The 16439-nt window shown below is 62.7% G+C and carries 18 protein-coding genes; 8 read left to right on the top strand and 10 right to left on the bottom strand.

What is annotated here, in order from left to right; genetic code table 11:
* Positions 1-103: 103 nt before the first annotated feature.
* Together MG068_RS13115 and MG068_RS13110 are read right to left on the bottom strand one after the other, a co-directional pair.
* Entirely contained in the window at positions 104-418 is a 315-nt protein-coding gene (locus tag MG068_RS13115; protein WP_132810414.1) for a hypothetical protein, read from the bottom strand.
* Positions 419-719: 301 nt separating this feature from the next.
* Complete coding sequence (locus MG068_RS13110; protein WP_132810413.1) at positions 720-1025, bottom strand: hypothetical protein; 306 nt, start codon at positions 1023-1025, stop codon at positions 720-722.
* A gap of 325 nt (positions 1026-1350) precedes the next feature.
* Between MG068_RS13110 and MG068_RS21340 the strand changes: the two genes are divergently transcribed.
* From MG068_RS21340 to MG068_RS13090, 4 genes are all read left to right on the top strand, one after another.
* Complete coding sequence (locus MG068_RS21340; protein WP_223276969.1) at positions 1351-1494, top strand: ribbon-helix-helix protein, CopG family; 144 nt, start codon at positions 1351-1353, stop codon at positions 1492-1494.
* A 48-nt stretch (positions 1495-1542) separates the two neighbouring features.
* Positions 1543-2256, top strand: a complete 714-nt coding sequence (locus MG068_RS13100) for an HNH endonuclease (protein ID WP_132810411.1) — start codon at positions 1543-1545, stop codon at positions 2254-2256.
* A gap of 197 nt (positions 2257-2453) precedes the next feature.
* Positions 2454-3836, top strand: a complete 1383-nt coding sequence (locus MG068_RS13095) for a competence protein CoiA family protein (RefSeq protein ID WP_132810410.1) — start codon at positions 2454-2456, stop codon at positions 3834-3836.
* Positions 3833-4456: a hypothetical protein gene (locus MG068_RS13090; RefSeq protein ID WP_132810409.1), complete on the top strand. Its 624-nt coding sequence runs from the start codon at positions 3833-3835 to the stop codon at positions 4454-4456. Before MG068_RS13095 ends, MG068_RS13090 begins: the two co-directional genes overlap by 4 nt.
* Here MG068_RS13090 and MG068_RS13085 read toward each other — a convergent pair.
* Positions 4411-7164 (bottom strand): UvrD-helicase domain-containing protein, encoded by a 2754-nt coding sequence (locus MG068_RS13085; RefSeq protein WP_132811144.1) that lies wholly within the window; start codon positions 7162-7164, stop codon positions 4411-4413. The two genes, MG068_RS13090 and MG068_RS13085, sit on opposite strands and share 46 nt — an antisense overlap.
* A 163-nt stretch (positions 7165-7327) precedes the next feature.
* On the opposite strand from MG068_RS13085, the gene MG068_RS13080 reads away from it, so the two are divergent.
* Positions 7328-7552, top strand: coding sequence for a hypothetical protein (locus MG068_RS13080; protein WP_132810408.1), 225 nt, complete (start codon positions 7328-7330; stop codon positions 7550-7552).
* A 69-nt stretch (positions 7553-7621) separates the two neighbouring features.
* Here the strand turns inward: MG068_RS13080 and MG068_RS13075 are convergent, their stop codons facing one another.
* Both MG068_RS13075 and acuI read right to left on the bottom strand, forming a co-directional pair.
* The gene (locus MG068_RS13075) at positions 7622-7942 is read right to left on the bottom strand and encodes a hypothetical protein (protein WP_049463018.1); all 321 of its coding nucleotides are present in this window, start codon (positions 7940-7942) and stop codon (positions 7622-7624) included.
* 128 nt (positions 7943-8070) lie between these two features.
* Positions 8071-9060 (bottom strand): acrylyl-CoA reductase (NADPH), encoded by a 990-nt coding sequence (gene acuI / locus MG068_RS13070; RefSeq protein WP_107431663.1) that lies wholly within the window; start codon positions 9058-9060, stop codon positions 8071-8073.
* 101 nt (positions 9061-9161) lie between these two features.
* On the opposite strand from acuI, the gene MG068_RS13065 reads away from it, so the two are divergent.
* From MG068_RS13065 to MG068_RS13055, 3 genes are all read left to right on the top strand, one after another.
* The gene (locus tag MG068_RS13065) at positions 9162-9509 is read left to right on the top strand and encodes a winged helix-turn-helix transcriptional regulator (RefSeq protein WP_132810407.1); all 348 of its coding nucleotides are present in this window, start codon (positions 9162-9164) and stop codon (positions 9507-9509) included.
* Between the two features lie 203 nt (positions 9510-9712).
* The gene (locus tag MG068_RS13060; RefSeq protein ID WP_071227577.1) at positions 9713-10576 is read left to right on the top strand and encodes a Smlt3025 familytype IV secretion system inhibitor; all 864 of its coding nucleotides are present in this window, start codon (positions 9713-9715) and stop codon (positions 10574-10576) included.
* A 31-nt stretch (positions 10577-10607) separates the two neighbouring features.
* On the top strand, positions 10608-11930 hold the full coding sequence (locus tag MG068_RS13055) for a Smlt3024 family type IV secretion system effector (protein ID WP_132810406.1): 1323 nt from the start codon (positions 10608-10610) through the stop codon (positions 11928-11930).
* A gap of 109 nt (positions 11931-12039) precedes the next feature.
* Here the strand turns inward: MG068_RS13055 and MG068_RS13050 are convergent, their stop codons facing one another.
* From MG068_RS13050 to MG068_RS13030, 5 genes are all read right to left on the bottom strand, one after another.
* A complete protein-coding gene (locus tag MG068_RS13050) occupies positions 12040-12237 on the bottom strand; it encodes a hypothetical protein (RefSeq protein ID WP_032128612.1) in 198 nt (65 codons plus the stop codon).
* A gap of 115 nt (positions 12238-12352) precedes the next feature.
* Positions 12353-12730 (bottom strand): EF-hand domain-containing protein, encoded by a 378-nt coding sequence (locus MG068_RS13045; protein WP_132810405.1) that lies wholly within the window; start codon positions 12728-12730, stop codon positions 12353-12355.
* A gap of 26 nt (positions 12731-12756) precedes the next feature.
* Entirely contained in the window at positions 12757-13152 is a 396-nt protein-coding gene (locus MG068_RS13040; RefSeq protein WP_132810404.1) for a BA14K family protein, read from the bottom strand.
* 90 nt (positions 13153-13242) lie between these two features.
* Complete coding sequence (locus MG068_RS13035) at positions 13243-15207, bottom strand: MacB family efflux pump subunit (RefSeq protein ID WP_132810403.1); 1965 nt, start codon at positions 15205-15207, stop codon at positions 13243-13245.
* Positions 15204-16394: an efflux RND transporter periplasmic adaptor subunit gene (locus MG068_RS13030; RefSeq protein WP_132810402.1), complete on the bottom strand. Its 1191-nt coding sequence runs from the start codon at positions 16392-16394 to the stop codon at positions 15204-15206. Before MG068_RS13030 ends, MG068_RS13035 begins: the two co-directional genes overlap by 4 nt.
* Positions 16395-16439: the final 45 nt, after the last annotated feature.

The raw sequence follows: 16439 nt of genomic DNA, 5'->3' as shown, positions 1-16439 counted from the left end.
GGGGGGCGCTGAAAGTCTCTTCGAGCGTCCCCTAAGAAAAGACCCAGCGCCTGATTAGGCTCTGGGTCTTCTTTTGCTCCGTGGGCATCTCTGCGTCGCGGTGTCAGTCTTGGTGCTTCTGGTCGCTATTCTCGACCTTGGTCACTTTGACGATGGTCGCATTGTCGATGTCAAAGTCTCCGGTGATGGCGCAGATGTCGTCGATCTTGCAAGAAGCAAAGATCTTCGGTGCAACGTTCTTGTCTTCCATCTCGAAATCGAAAGTGCCTGCATCGGGGGTTTCAAAGTTGCAGGTCATGGTCCCGCATCCATAATGGCCGACGATGCGCTCACCCTTCAGGATTTCCGCATGGGCAAGCGCTGGCAGGGCCAGGACAGCAACGAGAGCGACGGTGGTGGTGCAATAAAATAGTTTCATCCCGAGTCCTTGAGATTTTGTCAATTCGCTTGGATTCCAAGCATGTGCGCGCCACGTGTTTGGCACTTAGGTGTATCGGAACGACGGCGAGAATCTTGATATTCTGACTTGCCATGTTCTGGCCAGGCTGTCCTGCAGAAAATGGATAGAAGCTGCCCGGTGACACTCCCTTGTGGCGCGTCACTTGGTGGTTCCCCGCACTCTCGGTCACTGGTCAAAAACAATAGTCCTAAGGTTTCTAGATGCGTTTCCAGTATGGCTAGCTGAAATCGGGTTTCAATGGTCTTACTGTCATTCGATCTTAAGGAGGGCCGATGTTACTTGTTCCGTGGAATCCATCGCGTTCACCGATCACCGAAACGTGGTTCCTGCGATACGCATCGTCCGTGTTACTGAACAAGGATATCTCGATTTTCGGCAGTGTCGCGTCTGCCTCGCTGGCTGCTTCGTCGTGTGGTCGAGAAGCTGGGAGCACCTGCTTGAGCATTAGCACCTTCGTCGTCTTAATTCGCTCAGCTTCGGCGTCTCGCCTGAAGGCGTAGAACAGCGCCGCAACAACGACCACGGCGAGAGCCGCGATGAGAGCGTAGGTGGTGATGGTGGACATGGCGTTCTCCAGATTCCTTCTGGAATGTTCTCATGCATCAGTCAGGTACAAAGTTGCGCTCAAGCGAACCTCCTATTGCTGGGCTAGGTCAGTTTGTTGGCCGCGTCCGGAGGTTTGGGGGGGGGAGGAAAGACAGCCGCGAGAAAAAATAGCGGCCACTCGCCGCCGTTTTGCATCTGGGTAGTCGAAGTTCGCTCAGCCCGGGCCGACACGGTTCCGGCCCCAGTAGCCATGCGGATCACCGCTGATCGACAAGTGGTTCGGCGTTGGCGTGGGTGCTCACCGTGGCGAGGCTGTCCACGTGAGCCGGCCACCTTACGTGCAGATGGCCGTTCGCGTGCCACGGCAGCTGAAAGAGCGGCTGGAGCAGGCGGCGGCCCGGGAGGGGGTTCACGTCAGCGAGTTGGTGCGGCTGTTGCTGAGAGATGGTCTGGACCAACCACGGGCGATCTCTGCTGGCAGCTGGTAGGGAAAGCGGGCACCATTCTCGGGTGTCTGACAAAGGCGGGGGGGGGGCATGGTCCGTCGTTATCCCTATGAGCGCCTGGGAGATCAGGTCTTTTCCGACGGCATGATCGGTTGCCGGTTTCAGCGTGTGGATCTCAACGCACGTTTTGGGATCAGCGACGAGCTGAGGCAGTTTTTTACCCAGCATGGGCGATGTGCACGCTGCAACGAAACGCTGGAGGATTGGAGCATTCACGAGGCGTGCAAAGCAGGTGCTCGCCGTTTCTTCCAGTCCTCCGATCTGGAGGTGCTCTTGCCCTTGGATACCTTTCATGCACATTGGAAAGTCCGCGTCCGAGAGACACGTCGACGAACGTCGTTTCACCGGGCCTTGAAGTCGAAGGCGGCGCCGGGCTCGCGCACCGCTGAGCAGATTAGGGCGCTGCTGGCACTCCAGGAGCGTCGCTGCTACTACTGCTACAGATCCCTCGAGGGACCGGGTGGTGCTGTAAACGGCCCAGGCGAGCCCACCAGTTGCCACGAGGATCACTACGTGTCCTTGCATCACGGGGGGAGCCACTTCATCTCCAACATCGTGTTGGCATGTGTGAGTTGCAACTCGCGCAAATCGGATCTGCATGGGGACGATTTCGTTCGGGAGGCGCTCGAGCTCGAGCAAGCAACGCTGGCGAGACGCCGTCAATTGTTGCGTATCCACCAGAATCGAGCAGCGAACGCTTTTCGCTTGGTGGTTGAGGTGGTGGTGGATGCTGGCGACGATTGACCCTTGGTTGCTGTTCCCCTGCCGGCGTTGATGTGTTGGGTGCCAATGCCTTTCGGATCAGGGTCTCATCTGGCGAGACAGGTTCTGACTAAAGTAGTTCCATGGAGAGAACCGTCCTTTACATGCCAGCTGCGAAGCGATCCCACGATTTGGTCTGGGATCGGAAGGGTGGCGAATGCTTGACGTTGGAGGCCTTCATGGAAGGCCGGGATTACGGAGAGGTCGTCCGGGATGGGCGGCTGGCGGCCGAACTGGAGGTGCTCGGCGGCATCCCGAGGTTCATGTGCCCCTATTGCCAGGACACCATGGGCGTGAGGTCCAAAGCCATCCGTGCCCGAACCGAATACCGTTTCTACTTCGATCACCTCACGGCTCGCCACCGCGAAACCTGCACCGGGCGTAAGGGACATTCGCCCCAAGCCATCCTGGCGCGACGGTTTGGGCTGTGTAAGGAGGGCGCGCTCCACAAGGCGTTCAAGGGGTGGGTGAGGGACAGCTTGGACGCTGATCCGTCTTTCCAGGAGACCAAGCTGGAAGAGCGGTGGTGGGACATTGAGGGCGTGAAGTGGCGCCAGCCCGACGTGCAGACGCAGCGGGACGGCCAGCGGTGGGCCATTGAGATCCAGCTCTCCACCACGTTCGTTCACGTCATCGCCGAGCGGATGCGGCATTACCGAAAGAACGGAGGGCGCATGCTGTGGCTCTTTAAGGACTTGGATCTGGACCAGTTCCGACTGTCCGAAGACGACCTGTTTTTTGCCAACAACCGCAATGCGTTTCGGGTCACGCCCGCCACCGTGGCCCGTTCCCAGCGTGAGGGTCGCTTCTGCCTCGAAGGTGTTTGGCTGGAGCCCCGCCTGGAGGGCGGCACGATCCACGACGAGGAGGTGCGGCGGGAGGTTTTCTTCGACGATCTCACGTTCGACACCTGCAGCCGAGGCATCCCTCGGGCCTACGCCTTCGACTACGAAGGGCGCAAAGCTCAAGCAGAAATGGACCGGATGGCCTGGCAGGAGGAGCAGGTCTGGAGCCATCGGCGAGAGGCTTTCGAAACCTTCTACGTGGCCCTGCTGCGGGGAGAGATCACCGACTACAAGGAGCGCGATCGCCGTTGGGAAGACTTGCGCCGCTTGTTCTCCCCGGTGGGGATCGCGCTGCCGGCTTATGCCAAGGAAGCCCCCGATTTGGACCGACTGCTGGTGATTGGCTATTCGATCAAGCACGGCGAAGGGCGGCCGTTGGGCATCGGGTTTGAAACGCTGGCCGAGCTGGGCCACCACGCCCACAAAATCTGGCCCAAGAGCTTGTGGTTCTACCGTTGCATGCTCCGTGCACACCACCAATTGAAGACGGTCGTGTCCCAAGATCGCACCGGCAAGCTCCAGGCAAAGATGAAAGGCGTGCTCACCAGTTTGGCCCGGGGGGAGACGACCTTTGCGCCCCACCGGTCCTGGGATCCTCTCATGCTCCGACTGTTCCCCGAGGTGGCGCCTTTGTGGTTGGCGGATCCAAGGCAGGTGGCGACAGATGCCTTGAAGCCGCGCCAGCAGGCAAAGAAACCCCAAGAGGCGATGGCATGAAGGAAGACCCGTTGAGCCGCGGCATTCAATCGGCGCTGGACGCTCGTGCTGCCAAGCGCCAGCCCACGGCGTTGGACATCGCACAGGAGGCCAGAGAGGCCAAGGTCAGCCTGGAATCGAACATGTCCTGCATGGCCCGCATCACTGTTCCCGCCGGCAGTGAGCGCCACCGGGTGACCTTCCAGCTATTGAGGGCATCGATGGACTACGGCCGTGCGCTGCTGTTCCTCCTGGAGACCCATCCCATCGATCTCCCCGCAGTGGCCTTGGCGATGCACCGCTCCCAGATTGAGCAATTCCTGCGGGCAGTGTTTGTCCAGTTCCTTGCCGACGACGAACAGCTGGAGGACTTTCTCCGGGAAGATCGCGGCCCCCGAAAGAAGAACGAGAAAGGAAAGTGGGTGGCTATTGCCCTCAAAGACCTGGCCGCGGACCCCGGTGGGTTCAGTTCAACGTGGCTGCTGGCCTCCGCTGCGTTGAGCTCCAACATGTTTAGTTCAATCAGCGTCGTCATGGCAACAGGGGGCCGGGTGGGTCGGTATGGGCGGGCGCATATGGGTTCAGCTGAACGCACTTACCCGCGTCGCCCAACCTTCGGCTTGTTGTGGCACAACGGATAACTTGAGCACGACCGGAAAGCCCCATGCGGCCCATTGCGGTCCACAAACACGCCGACCTTGCACACTGGGCAGCGTTCTTCATTGATGGTCACGCCAGACAGGCTTGTTATTTCCACTGCCCCGTCCTTCACCAGCTCATCCAGGAACGGCGAATGCTTCCCCTGCACGGTGAACATCGCCACCGACCGTCGCGCCCGCGTAAGCGCGACATAGAACAACCGCCGTTCTTCGCTCAGCGGATAGGTATCCCCATCCGGCATCGCCAGCGAAAGCGCCGGGTCATCCGCGCGCAAGCTCGGAAAGCTGCGGTTGATCATGCCCGGCAGGATCACGTAGTCCGCTTCGCGCCCCTTCGATCGATGTGCGGTCAGGAATTCGACCTCCATCGTGCTGCCGAAGGCTGTCTTCCAATCCGAAGGCATCGCGCTGCGATCGGCGCGGTAGCGCCCCAGGATGAAGACCGTCACGCGCCCGTTGCGCCCTTGCGGCACCGCCCCGGACAACAACTGCTGATGCAGCTTGGCGAGGTACTGGCGAACGCCATCCTGCACCTCCTCACGCCGATTCATCTGGAACGCCTGCAGCACCGGGCCCATGGCCGTTGCAGTTGAGCGAACTGCTTTGGCGATCTGCGCGGAGTTGCGGCTGATGAAGCGGCTGGACACATCGCACAGTGCCTGCGGGCAGCGGAATGTCTGCTCGAGCTTCAGCACCTGGCCATGGCCCATCCACTCGCGGAATCCGGTCATCACCGAAACGTCGGCACCGGCGAAGCGGTTGATCGACTGCCAGTCATCGCCCACCGCAAACAGATAGCGGCCGGGGCGGCTGACCAATGCACGGCAGAGGCGCGCACGGGCGCGCGAAGCGTCCTGGAATTCATCGGCCATCACCAGATCGTAGGGTGATTCATAGTGGCCCTGTTCCAGCAGCCCGGCCGCCATGTTGAGCATGTCCTCGAAGTCGATGCCGCGCTCGTCAGCCAGCGCGTTGTCCCAGGCCTGGAAAACCGGCCCTGCGATTTCCAGGAAGCGACGGTGTCGCTCCTTGAACTGATCCTCGGGCATCTGCCGCAGGCGTGCGGCCATATCGTCCAGCGTCAGGCAGTTGCTCTTGGCGTGGGCAATGAAGGTGCGCATCAAGCCGATCAGGTCCGCATCGGGCATCGGCTTGGCGCCCTGATCGGGCAGCTCGCGGTCCGGGTTCGGGTCGAGCTCGATGTCGCACTCGCCAAGCTTCTCTGCGAGATCCAGCAGGGCATGCCCGCTGCGCAGGCCAAAGGATGTCGTCTCGACAAGGGCCGTGCCGCGCGCCACATGCTGCTGGCGCTTCCAGTGCATCCCTTCGCTGTAGTTGGCAAAGTGCTTCGGCGGCTGGCCATCGGCATCCAGCGCAAAGTGCTCGTGATACAGCTGGGCGTCCGGATAGTAGAAGTCCGGACGATACTGGCGATGGGTGTCTGTCGCAGTGTCGAACTCGTAGCGCCGCTCGTAGTCGTACGTCACGCCGTTGTAGAAGAGCCAGTCGGCGATCACGCACTCTTCCAGGCTCTTCACCCGTTCCCCCTGCAGGGTACGGATGTAGGGCGTGCCATCGCGGTCGTAGCCGTCGGCCTCCATTTCCGCGCCGAATGGCGGCAGGTCACGCCCGAACACCAGGCGGAACATATCCCACTGGGTGCGGAAGTGGGTCGAGCGGTCCTTCAGGTCGTCCACCAGTTCGGCCAGCTTGTTGAAGCCCAGCGTGGCGTCAGTGGTCCATTCGGGGATGTCGGGCTTGCGTCCGGTGGCCTTGGCGACGATGGCCAGGCCGAGGGCGTGGAAGGTCCGGGCTTCAACCACGGTGTCGCCCATGCCGAGCCGGTCGAAGCATCGCTCCGCGCGCTCTTCAAGCTCCCTGGCGGCGTCCTTGTTGAAGGCGAGCATCACGATCCGTTCGGGTTCGACAAAGCCGCGATCGATGGCATAAGCGGCCTTGGCGACCATGGTGGAGGTCTTGCCAGAGCCGGCTGCGGCCACGACCTGCACGCGATTGTCGAAGCATATGACCGCGCGGGCCTGCTCGTCGGTCAGCGGCTTGCTCTCGACCCGGTCCAGGAAGTCCTTGGCCAGTACCCGTTCGCGCGCTGTCATGGTTGCGTTGGCGTCGGCCCACGCCGCGGGCCAGTCCAGCTGCCAGTCGTGCAGGGCGTCCAGTGCTGCACGGTGGCTGGGCGAATGCAGGTCCTCGTGCACATCCTCATCCAGGAACAATTGTTCCAGCTCGCGCGGCGGGAGCGGCAGGGCGGGGCGACCGGCCAGCAGTGCCTGCTGTTGTTCGTGCGTGATCCAGCGGCGGCCGGTGCTGCCCCGGTCGATGAGGGCATCTGCTTCGGCCAGCCACGACTGGATCTGCTCCAGAATCGTGTCGAACAGTGCCTTGCGCCCGCGCGTGGTACCCGTAAAGCGCAGCTGCTGCAGCGCTGCCGCAAGCCGGGAAGCCTGGCTGTTGGACAGTCCATCCACGGTCAGGACGCCGTCGCCCTGGGTCTGCAGGACGACCTTGGCCCAGAATAGTCCAGGGATGACCTGCACGCGCTCGTCGTCAGCCACGTGTTGCCGGTACTGGCGACCTTCAATCAAAAGCTCAACATGTTCGCCGTCAAGTCGCAGCCACCAGTTCGGCGAGCGGGTCACACGTAGGCCCCAGCCCGAGGGGCGCCATTCCATAGACATCCAGATACTGCCTTGCGTACGTCAACTGGGCTTGCAGAGCCCTTACCCCTCCATGATAAGGGGCCTTGACCACGCGCGTGGCCTTTCGCTTCATGGTCGGCCGTGCGACCGGTTTCATTGACGTGGGCGAAGGCCGTTGCCAGCATGAAGCCTGTGGATGTGGACGCCGATCATGGAAATCGACTGGAACAGTGTGGGTACCTTGAAGCACACCGTCGGCGGCTACGATATCCGCACGGATGCACTGAAGATTCTGGTGGCCGCTGCAATGCAGGGGCACGAAGGTGATGCCTCGCAGATGCGCATCGAAATGGAGGACGGCGTCGTGTTTCTGCCAGTCGAGATCAGGCGCCTGGCACTGGCGCGGAGTCGCATCCGCTAGCCTCGCCGATCGGCACTGGACCTGGTTGCCCTGCGGCAGCTCCAGGTGCCAGCACCTGCCGGCACGGAATCACTCGTAGACGCGGTCCTGCCTTGTTGGAGGCACCTCAACCAGGTCTCCCCGCCGGATCAGCTCATCCAGATCCACTGCCGATGCCGCCAATGCCTCCTGCGCATCGAAATCCCATTTGTTCCTGTACTCACGCGCCAGGAGATCGCAGACAGCCTTGGCGCGTTGGTAGGCATCGCTCTTCGCGTCATCCTGCATCAGCTCATCGCGATGGATCTGGCAGAGCATCAGCTGATGTGCGTCTTCGCCGCGCTCGCGCTCCCAGGCAATGTCGGGCAGGCCGGAAAGAGCGGTCGCAAGTGCGAGTGCAGTCATTGACATGGCGGTGTCCACAGTCGGCGGAAACCTGAGCGTATGCGAGCAGCAGTGGCAAACGGCCACTGCCGCACGCATGGTTTCACGGCGTGTTCACCATTCGTTGCCGGATGGAATCCGCTGGGGAGGCTTCCTCAGGCATTCACATCCACCACTATCCGCCCACGCACCTTGCCCGGAATGATCTGCTCGTAAACCTCAAGCACGTCGGCAAGCCCAATCAGCTGCACCGTGCTTTCAAGCTTCTGCGGATCCAGGTCGGTGGCAAGCCGGTCCCACGCGCGCTGGCGGACGTCCTGCGGCGCGTTCACCGAATCCACGCCCGCAAGGGTCACGTTGCGCAGGATGAAAGGCAGCACCGAGCCGTGCAGCGCGTCGCTCTGCGCCAGGCCGCACGCGGCCACGGCACCGCGGTACTTGGTCTCGGCGATGGCGTTGACGAGGGTAGGGCCGCCGGCCACATCCACCACGCCGGCCCAGCGTTCGGCGCTCACCGGCCGGTCGCGTGGTTCCGAAAGCTGCGCGCGGTCGATGATTTCGCTCGCACCCAGGTTGTGCAGATACTCAGCATGCTCCGGGCGCCCGGTGGCGGCCACCACGCGATAGCCCAGCTTTGAAAGGATCGCCACCGCAATCGAGCCGACACCGCCGTTGGCGCCGGTCACCAGCACATCGCCCTTGTCGGGCGTCACGCCGGCATGTTCCAGGGCCAGCACGCACAGCATGGCGGTATAGCCCGCGGTGCCGATGGCCATTGCGTCGCGGGTGCTCAGGTTGTCGGGAATCCGGTTGAGCCATTCGCCGCGCACGCGGGCGCGCTGTGCCAGGCCGCCGTGGTGACTCATGCTCAGGCCCCAGCCATTGAGCACAACGCGGTCGCCTGGCTTGAAGTCGGCCCTGCTGGATTCCAGCACCACGCCTGCCAGATCGATGCCGGGAATGAGCGGGAAAGTCCGGATGACCGGGCTCTTGCCGGTGAGGGCAAGCGCATCCTTGTAGTTGAGCGTGGAGTACTCGACCTGCACCAGGACGTCGCCGTCCATCAGATCGGCCTCATCAAAATCGACCAGATCGGTCGAAACCTGGTTGTTCGTCTTGCGGGCGAGCAGTGCTTTGAACGTCATGGAGGGGCTCACATTCAAGGAATGGGGCCATGCTAGGCTCGCACTGCTATTGCAACAAGAACGATGATTTTCCGTAGGTACTATGGTTTTCCGGAGTATGCATGCGTAGCAAGCGTTGGGATGGCAAGAGCGGTTGCGCCGTGGAGGTCACGCTGTCGGTCATGGGGGGCGTGTGGAAGCCTGTCATCCTCTTTCACCTGATGACCGGCAAGCGTCGCTTCATGGAGCTGACGCGGCGGGTGCCCAATGCCACCCAGTCCATGCTGACCAGCCAGCTGCGGGAGCTGGAAGCTGATGGGGTGGTGATCCGCCATGTCTATGCAGAGGTGCCACCGAAGGTCGAGTACGAGCTGTCCGAATTCGGGCGCACGCTGGTGCCGGTGCTGCTGGCCATGCGCGAGTGGGGCGAAACCTATCGTGGCCATAGAAGCACGGACACCGACAGCTGAGGTCTGAAGCGTAGCGCCGAGTGTGGTCGACATGGCCCGCGCACCCCGCAGCGTTTCGGAGGCCATAGCAATCGCGGTAGTGGTATTGCCGCAGGCAGCGCATGTGGAGCGCTGCCTCGCTTCGTGAAGGGCGGCGATGCGGTTCCTGTTCCGTTGACGCCCGCTTGCCTATAGTGGCCCAGGAGCCCTGCAATGGAATGCCCATGCACGTGATGTCCCCCCGCCGTTGTCTGCCGCTGGCACTTGCCATCGCAGTGAGTGCCAGCGCGTGTGCACGGCCGCCGTCCACCGAGAATGAAAGGAATCCCGCCATGTCCGGCGCAACCCAGACCGGCCGCACGATCAACGGCCACACCTATACCGATGCGCCCGTGGACGTGAAGCTCGGGCCGAATACCTTCCGCATTCCGGCCAATTATCTGGACAGCCAGATCGCACCGTGGCCCGGAGAAGGTGTGACCCTGGTCATCGAATGGCCGGACATGAAGCCGACGCCGCCGGGCGCCCGGGCGAACCCACGTACGAATGATTTCCGGAAGGAGATTCCCATTCGGATCAACTACGTTGATCGGGTTCCCGTCGAAACACTGCTCTCAAGGCTGTCGTCAAATGAAGCCATCACGGAGGAGGGCTCTGTGGAAAGGGAGGATCCCAGGGACCGTCTAGATCAACGCGTTGCACAGCCGGAGACCTTGGGTCTGACGCCCTATGCAATCGATGAAGCGAAGATGGTGTTGTACGCGAAGAAGCATGAGGCGCGGTACGGGAAGCCGCCTGTCCGCAATCCGGCCTATGAGAGAGACTGGTACATCGCACGCCAGGGCGATGGCCGGATCAGCTCGTTCATCAAATGTGACGGCGAGGAATTCCGACGCGATGGCGTGCGGTTGGAGGGGGGCGAGGTGATCAGCGAGCCGGGAGAAGTGGCAGCGGGCTGCGTTCACTATTTCGTGGACATCGACAACAGGCTGTCCATCAGCCTGGACTACAAGAGAGCGTTTCTGAAGGACTGGAAGCGTATGGAAGAGGCCGTCAGGGATGTCATCGCGCGCACCCGGTCCAAGTGATCGGTGGTTCAGGGAAGAGAAGGGGTAAGGCATGAGTGGATTGACCGAACACGATCTCAGAATCCTTGGCAGCTATGCCAGAGATGGCAACCGCGAGCTTTACTGGAACTACCTGTCGCAGCTGCCGGGCGCCGATGGGTACGGGACACTGGCGCTGGGTGTTGTACGCAATGACAGCCTGCCGGGGCGCGTAGCGAACAGCTATGCACAGAGCTACGCGAAGACCCAGCAGGAAGAGGGATCCCGTTTCTCGAATGCACAGTTGACCGAGCGGCAATGGGAGTCCTTCGGGCAGACCCTGCTCGAAAGAGATCTTGAACTGCGGCGGCAGTGGATGAACGAACGCCGCCCAGACCTGGCACTGAATCTTCCCGGCAAGGATGTGATGCTGGCCCACGACCGGGCATTTGAACGGCATGAGCTTGATCCCAACTGCTGGACGCCGCGCGTGCTGCTGCAGGCGGCGGAGCAGAAGAGCGGCCCCGCGAAGCTGGAACAGATCTGGACCAACATGCTCAACAACGACTACGCCGGAGGCCCCCGCGTAGGCAACACCAGCGTCGATGCCATCAGCCAGATGGGATGGACGAAGGGCGGCCAGTACCTGACCCGGTTGAGTGTGCTGGAAGCCACCCAGGCCCTGGAAGGGCGCTCGGCGGTCGATCCGAACATCATCGGTGGCAACAGCTATTACGCGATGTACTTCGAAGCGGACAGAAAATGGGCCAGCGTCAATGCGGGCGGCGGTCACATGTCGCTGCGCGAGATCACCGATCCCGCCCGTATCGCTGAACTCAACGACGCGCGCGAGGTTCGTCTGGAACGCCAGGAAAAACGTACCCAGTTCCACCCGGACGACCCGTATCGGACCATTACCCGCAGCCCGCTGACCGCAGCGGTGGACGACGTGCCGGATCCCTCACAGGCGCTGACCCGCCTGGCGGACATCGGCCCAGGCCATCGGGAGTACGCACTGATGCAGCAGGTGCGCGAAGGCGTTGCCGCGATCGATGCCAGCGCCGGGCGCACCCACGATGAGAGCAGCGAGCGTCTTGTGGCGAGCGTGATGGCCTTGGCCCGCCGCAACCAGCTTGAACGCGCCGATCACGTGCTGCTGAGCGCCCAGACGGACGACGCTCCCGCAGGGCGGAACGTGTTCGTGGTGCAGGGCGAGATGAACGATCCCGCCCACCTGCGCGTTTCAATGCCCACAGATGTAGCAGTGCATACGCCGGTTGCACAGTCGTTGCAGCAGATGGAAGCCGCCAGTCTGGAGCGGCAGCAGACCGCCGGGCAACACCAGCAGGATATCGGAGTGCAGGCGCGCGAAAATAACGCGATGCGGATGGGATGAAATCACTCCGCCCACGCGTATGGAACCTCTTCAGTAGCAAGGGGCAGCGCCTGGCAGCCAATGCCAGCCCCCGAAATGGGGGCCGGCACACATCACGGCAGTGCGTGACTTACGGGATGGTGCAGCCGCTGTTCCGCAGGCAGCGGGCAAAAGCCGGGTAGCACACCTTCTCGCCATTGCCCGCTGCGAGGCAGGCCTCGTACGCGGTGTAGCACGGGGTACAGCGGGACTGCGCGGAGGCACTGCCGATTCCCAGGGTCAGTGCAGCAGCCGCAATAGCAACAGACAGCTTGAATCCAATCTTCATGCTTCACTCCGTTGATAGCCCTCCTTGGGCACCTCGGAGGCTAACGTGGGAAGAGGGTGTATTCAACCCGCACCGCGCCCGGATGGGTATCCATCTTCAGCGCCCCGCCCTGCATTTACTTTGTTGGCGCGTCTGCAGTCTGAGCGGCAACCATGGCCTGTTGCATTTCCTTCAGCGACAGATAGCCATCACCATCGGCGTCCAGGCCCGCGAAGTACTTCGCGATCTCCGGCACCACGTTGGCTTCCTCCTTGCTGATCCTGCCGTCTTTGTTCCTGTCCATCGCGGAAAACGCGGCGTCGATGGAATCGGCCTGCTTGCTGAAACGTTCCTGCTGAAATGTCGCGTACTCGACCTTGTCAACGCGTCCGTCGTTGTTGGCATCCATGGCGGTGAATGTGGCGTCGATGTAGGCCTGCTTCGGGTCGGTCGGTGAGGCCTGGGCCAGCAACGGGGCAGTGCACAGCGCGATCAACAGAGTGATCCTGGTCATGGGTGATTCTCCTTGAAAATTGCAGATCAGCGGCAGGGATAGGTGTAGCCGTCGAAGCCGCGATAGGTGTCGTTGCGGCGGTCGTAGTTGCCGTAGCGGTTCATGCAGTAGTCGGCGCGCTCGCGGGTCTCGCGCTCGCGTTTGGCGGCAGCGGCAATCACGCCGGCCACCACCGCTGCACCTACCACGCCCACCACGACACCGGCGGTCTTGGCATCGTGCCGGCGCTCGCGTTCGCGCTCATGATTCCGCTCACGTTCGCGCCGTTCCCATGCATCGCGCTCCCGATCGCGGTAGTCCTGGTTCCACTGCGGGTTGTAGCGGCCGCCACGCTGCGCATGGGCGTCGCCGGCGTACGGCATCAACACCAGCTGCGCAGCGACCGCCAGAATCAGCGCGGTTCTTCCTGTCTTCAGAAACATCGTCCAGCTCCTGTGCGGACATCGTTGGTAGCCGTAGTACACCCTGCAGACATTGCGCGAACCTGCCGTCAGGGCGAGCAATTGCAGCGGCTATCGAACCAGCGCCTCCACAGGATCCAGCTGTGCGGCACGGCGTGCCGGCAGGAAGCCGAAACCAACGCCGATCAGGCTGGAACACACGAATGCAGCCAGAATCGAATTGACGGAGAACACCAGGCTGAAGCCCGCATCGGCCAGCTCCATGACCGCGCCCAGCGCCAGCGCCACGCCGATGCCGAGCACGCCACCGAGCAGGCAGACCAGCACCGATTCGATCAGGAACTGCTGCAGGATGTCGCTGCGTCGCGCGCCCACCGCCATGCGCACGCCGATCTCGCGGGTTCGCTCGGTCACCGAGACCAGCATGATGTTCATGACCCCGATTCCGCCCACCACCAGTGCGATGGCAGCGATGGAGCTGATCATCATGGTCAGGATGCCGGTGGTCTGTTCAATGGATCTACGGATCTGCGCGTTGTTGCTCATGTAGAAATCGGTGCTGCCGTGGCGGCGAGTCAGCAGTCGCGCGATGGCCTGCTCGGCCGCTTCCATGCTGATCGCATCCGAGACGCGCACGGTGATGCTGGAGACGTGGCTCTGCCCCAGTACGCGCGCCATTGCGGTGGTGTAGGGCAGCCATACCCGCAGCAGCGATGCACCACCGGCCGCACCGGCGTCCTTCTTCACCACACCCACCACGCGCACCGGGACATTGCCCAGCAGCAGGGTCTGCCCGATCGGATTGTCGGTCGCGGCGAAGAAGCGTGCGCGGGTATTGGCGTCGATCACCACCACCTGCTGGTAGCCGGCCACGCCGGGTGGACCGAAGAAGGCGCCCTCGCCGAGCTTCAGGCCATGCACGCGGAAGTACTGCTCACTGACGCCCTGCACCTGCACACTGGCAGAGCGATTGCCGCGCAGGGCGGTGCCGCTGGTGGCAACACCCGGGGTGGCGCTGTCCACGAATGGCTGCCGGGCCAGGGCCACGCTGTCGCCGGGAGTGAGTGTTTCCACCCGCGCCGAGTGCAGGTCGCCAAAACCGGAACCGGGATAGATCTCGATGGTGTTGGTACCCAACGAGGAGATGTTGGACAGGATGGCCTGCCGTGCACCGGTGCCCAGTGCTACCACCGCCACGACCGAAGCAATGCCGATGATGATTCCGAGCATGGTCAGGAAGGTGCGCATGCGGTGGGCGTTCATCGCGCGCAGTGCCATGCGGAAGGCTTCAGCGAACCGGTCCCGCCAGACCTGCCAGCCGCTGCTACCCGTGGATTGGGGCGCGGCTGGCGTCGCCACGCCCGCTGCCAGAGCTGTACCGGTTGCACGATCATCCACGATCCGCCCATCGCGGATTTCGATGATGCGCTGCGCATGCTCGGCCACGGCCATGTCATGCGTGACCAGCACCACAGTATGGCCCTCGGCGTGCAGCTCGCCGAGGATCTTCATCACCTCTTTTCCGGAATGCGTATCCAGCGCACCCGTGGGTTCGTCGGCGAAGATCACCGCGCCACCATTCATCAGCGCACGCGCAATCGAAACGCGTTGCTGCTGGCCGCCCGAGAGCTCGCCAGGGAGATGCTGCATGCGCTCGCCCAGACCCAGCCGCGACAGCAGGGTGGCTGCCCGTGCATGGCGTGCTTCGGCAGGCATGCCGGCGTAGATCGCAGGCACCTCCACATTGCTCAGTGCAGTCAGATCGGTCAGCAGGTGGTAGCGCTGGAAGATGAAGCCGAAGTGCTCGCGGCGTAGTTCGGCCAGTTCATCAGGCGACATCTGCGCGGTCTCGCGCCCGGCGATCTGATAGACGCCGGCGGAAGGGCGATCCAGGCAACCCAGGATGTTCATCAGCGTGGACTTGCCCGAACCGGATTGGCCTACGATGGCCACCAGTTCACCTGCGTGAACATCCAGGTCGATGCCGTCGAGTACCACCAGTGTCTGCTCGCCCGCGGCAAATTCACGGCGTACGCCGCGAACGCGCAGCAGTGGCTCGGTCATGGTCGTACTCATTCGGGTTGCGCGGGTGCGCTGGTGGCTTCGACGTTGGCCTGCGCCAGCACGACCTGTTCGCCTTCCTTCAGCCCGTCGCGTACTTCCACCTGGATCTGGTCATCCAGCCCGGTGGTGATGCGCCGCGTGCTGGCGCGGCCGTCGGCACCACGGACCTGCACGCTGTAGCTGCCATCGGCGGTGCGCGCCCCCAATGCGGCCGAGGGAATGGTCAGTACGTCGTTGGCGCGGCCCAGCACGATGCGAACCTGCGCGGTCATGTAGCTGCGCAGGCGGCCATCGGCGTTGTCCACGTCGAACTGGCCGTTGTAGTACATGGCCGTGCGGCTGCCACCCGACACCGCCGGTGCGGCGAGGCTGGAACTGTCTTCGTTGGTGATCGATTCCGGTGCTGGCGCTATATCCCGAAGCCTGCTGCTGTAGCGGCGACCGGCATCACCAAGAATGGTGAAGAACGCCTCCTGCCCAACAGCGGTGTGTACGACGTCAGCCTCGGAGATCTCGGCGTATACCGTCATCACGTCCTGATTGCCCAGCATCACGATGGTCGGTGCGCTCTGCACCGCATTCACGGTCTGCCCCTGGCGCGCGACCACGGCCAGTACGGTGCCGTCGGTGGGGGCGGTGATGCGGGTGTACTCGAGATTGGTCTGCGCGACATCGACGTCGGTCTGTCGGCGCGCAACTTCACCGTCCAACGCGGCGATCTGTTCACGGGTGGCGTCGACCTTGGCCTGGGCTGCATCGAAGTCGGCGCGGGCCACCAGTTGCACGGCAGCCAGTTGCTGCTGCCGATGCAGTGTCAACTCGAACTGGCGCAGGTCGGTGGCCAGTGCATCGCGGTTGGCGCGCGCGGTGCGCTGTGCGGCCTGCGCGCTCAGCAATGCATTGCGCTGAGTACGCGAATCGATATCGGCGATGGGATCGCCGGCTTTCACTTTGTCGCCCAGTTTCACATGCAGGGTGTCGATGCGGCCGGAGACCTGCGCACCCACGCTGACCAGCCGCGAGGGCTTCAGCGTGCCAGTGGCTTCCACCACCTGTTCGATGTTGCCGCGAACGACCGGCGCAACCTGCAGTTGCGGAGGTGGTGCGGGCCGCAACCATGCAAACAGAATCAGCGCGCTGCACAGCAGGGCGGCAGCAATCATGAGCGCGCGGCGGCGCTTGCGTGGTGCGGCGCTCATCGTCGCAGCATCCAGTAGAGACAGGTCATCGCGGGTCCTCGCAGC

This window comes from Stenotrophomonas sp. ASS1 (assembly GCF_004346925.1).
In the GTDB taxonomy this organism is placed as follows: domain Bacteria; phylum Pseudomonadota; class Gammaproteobacteria; order Xanthomonadales; family Xanthomonadaceae; genus Stenotrophomonas; species Stenotrophomonas maltophilia_A.
The sequence above is the reverse complement of the archived record's forward strand: the minus strand, read 5'-3'. Positions and strand labels throughout refer to the sequence as shown.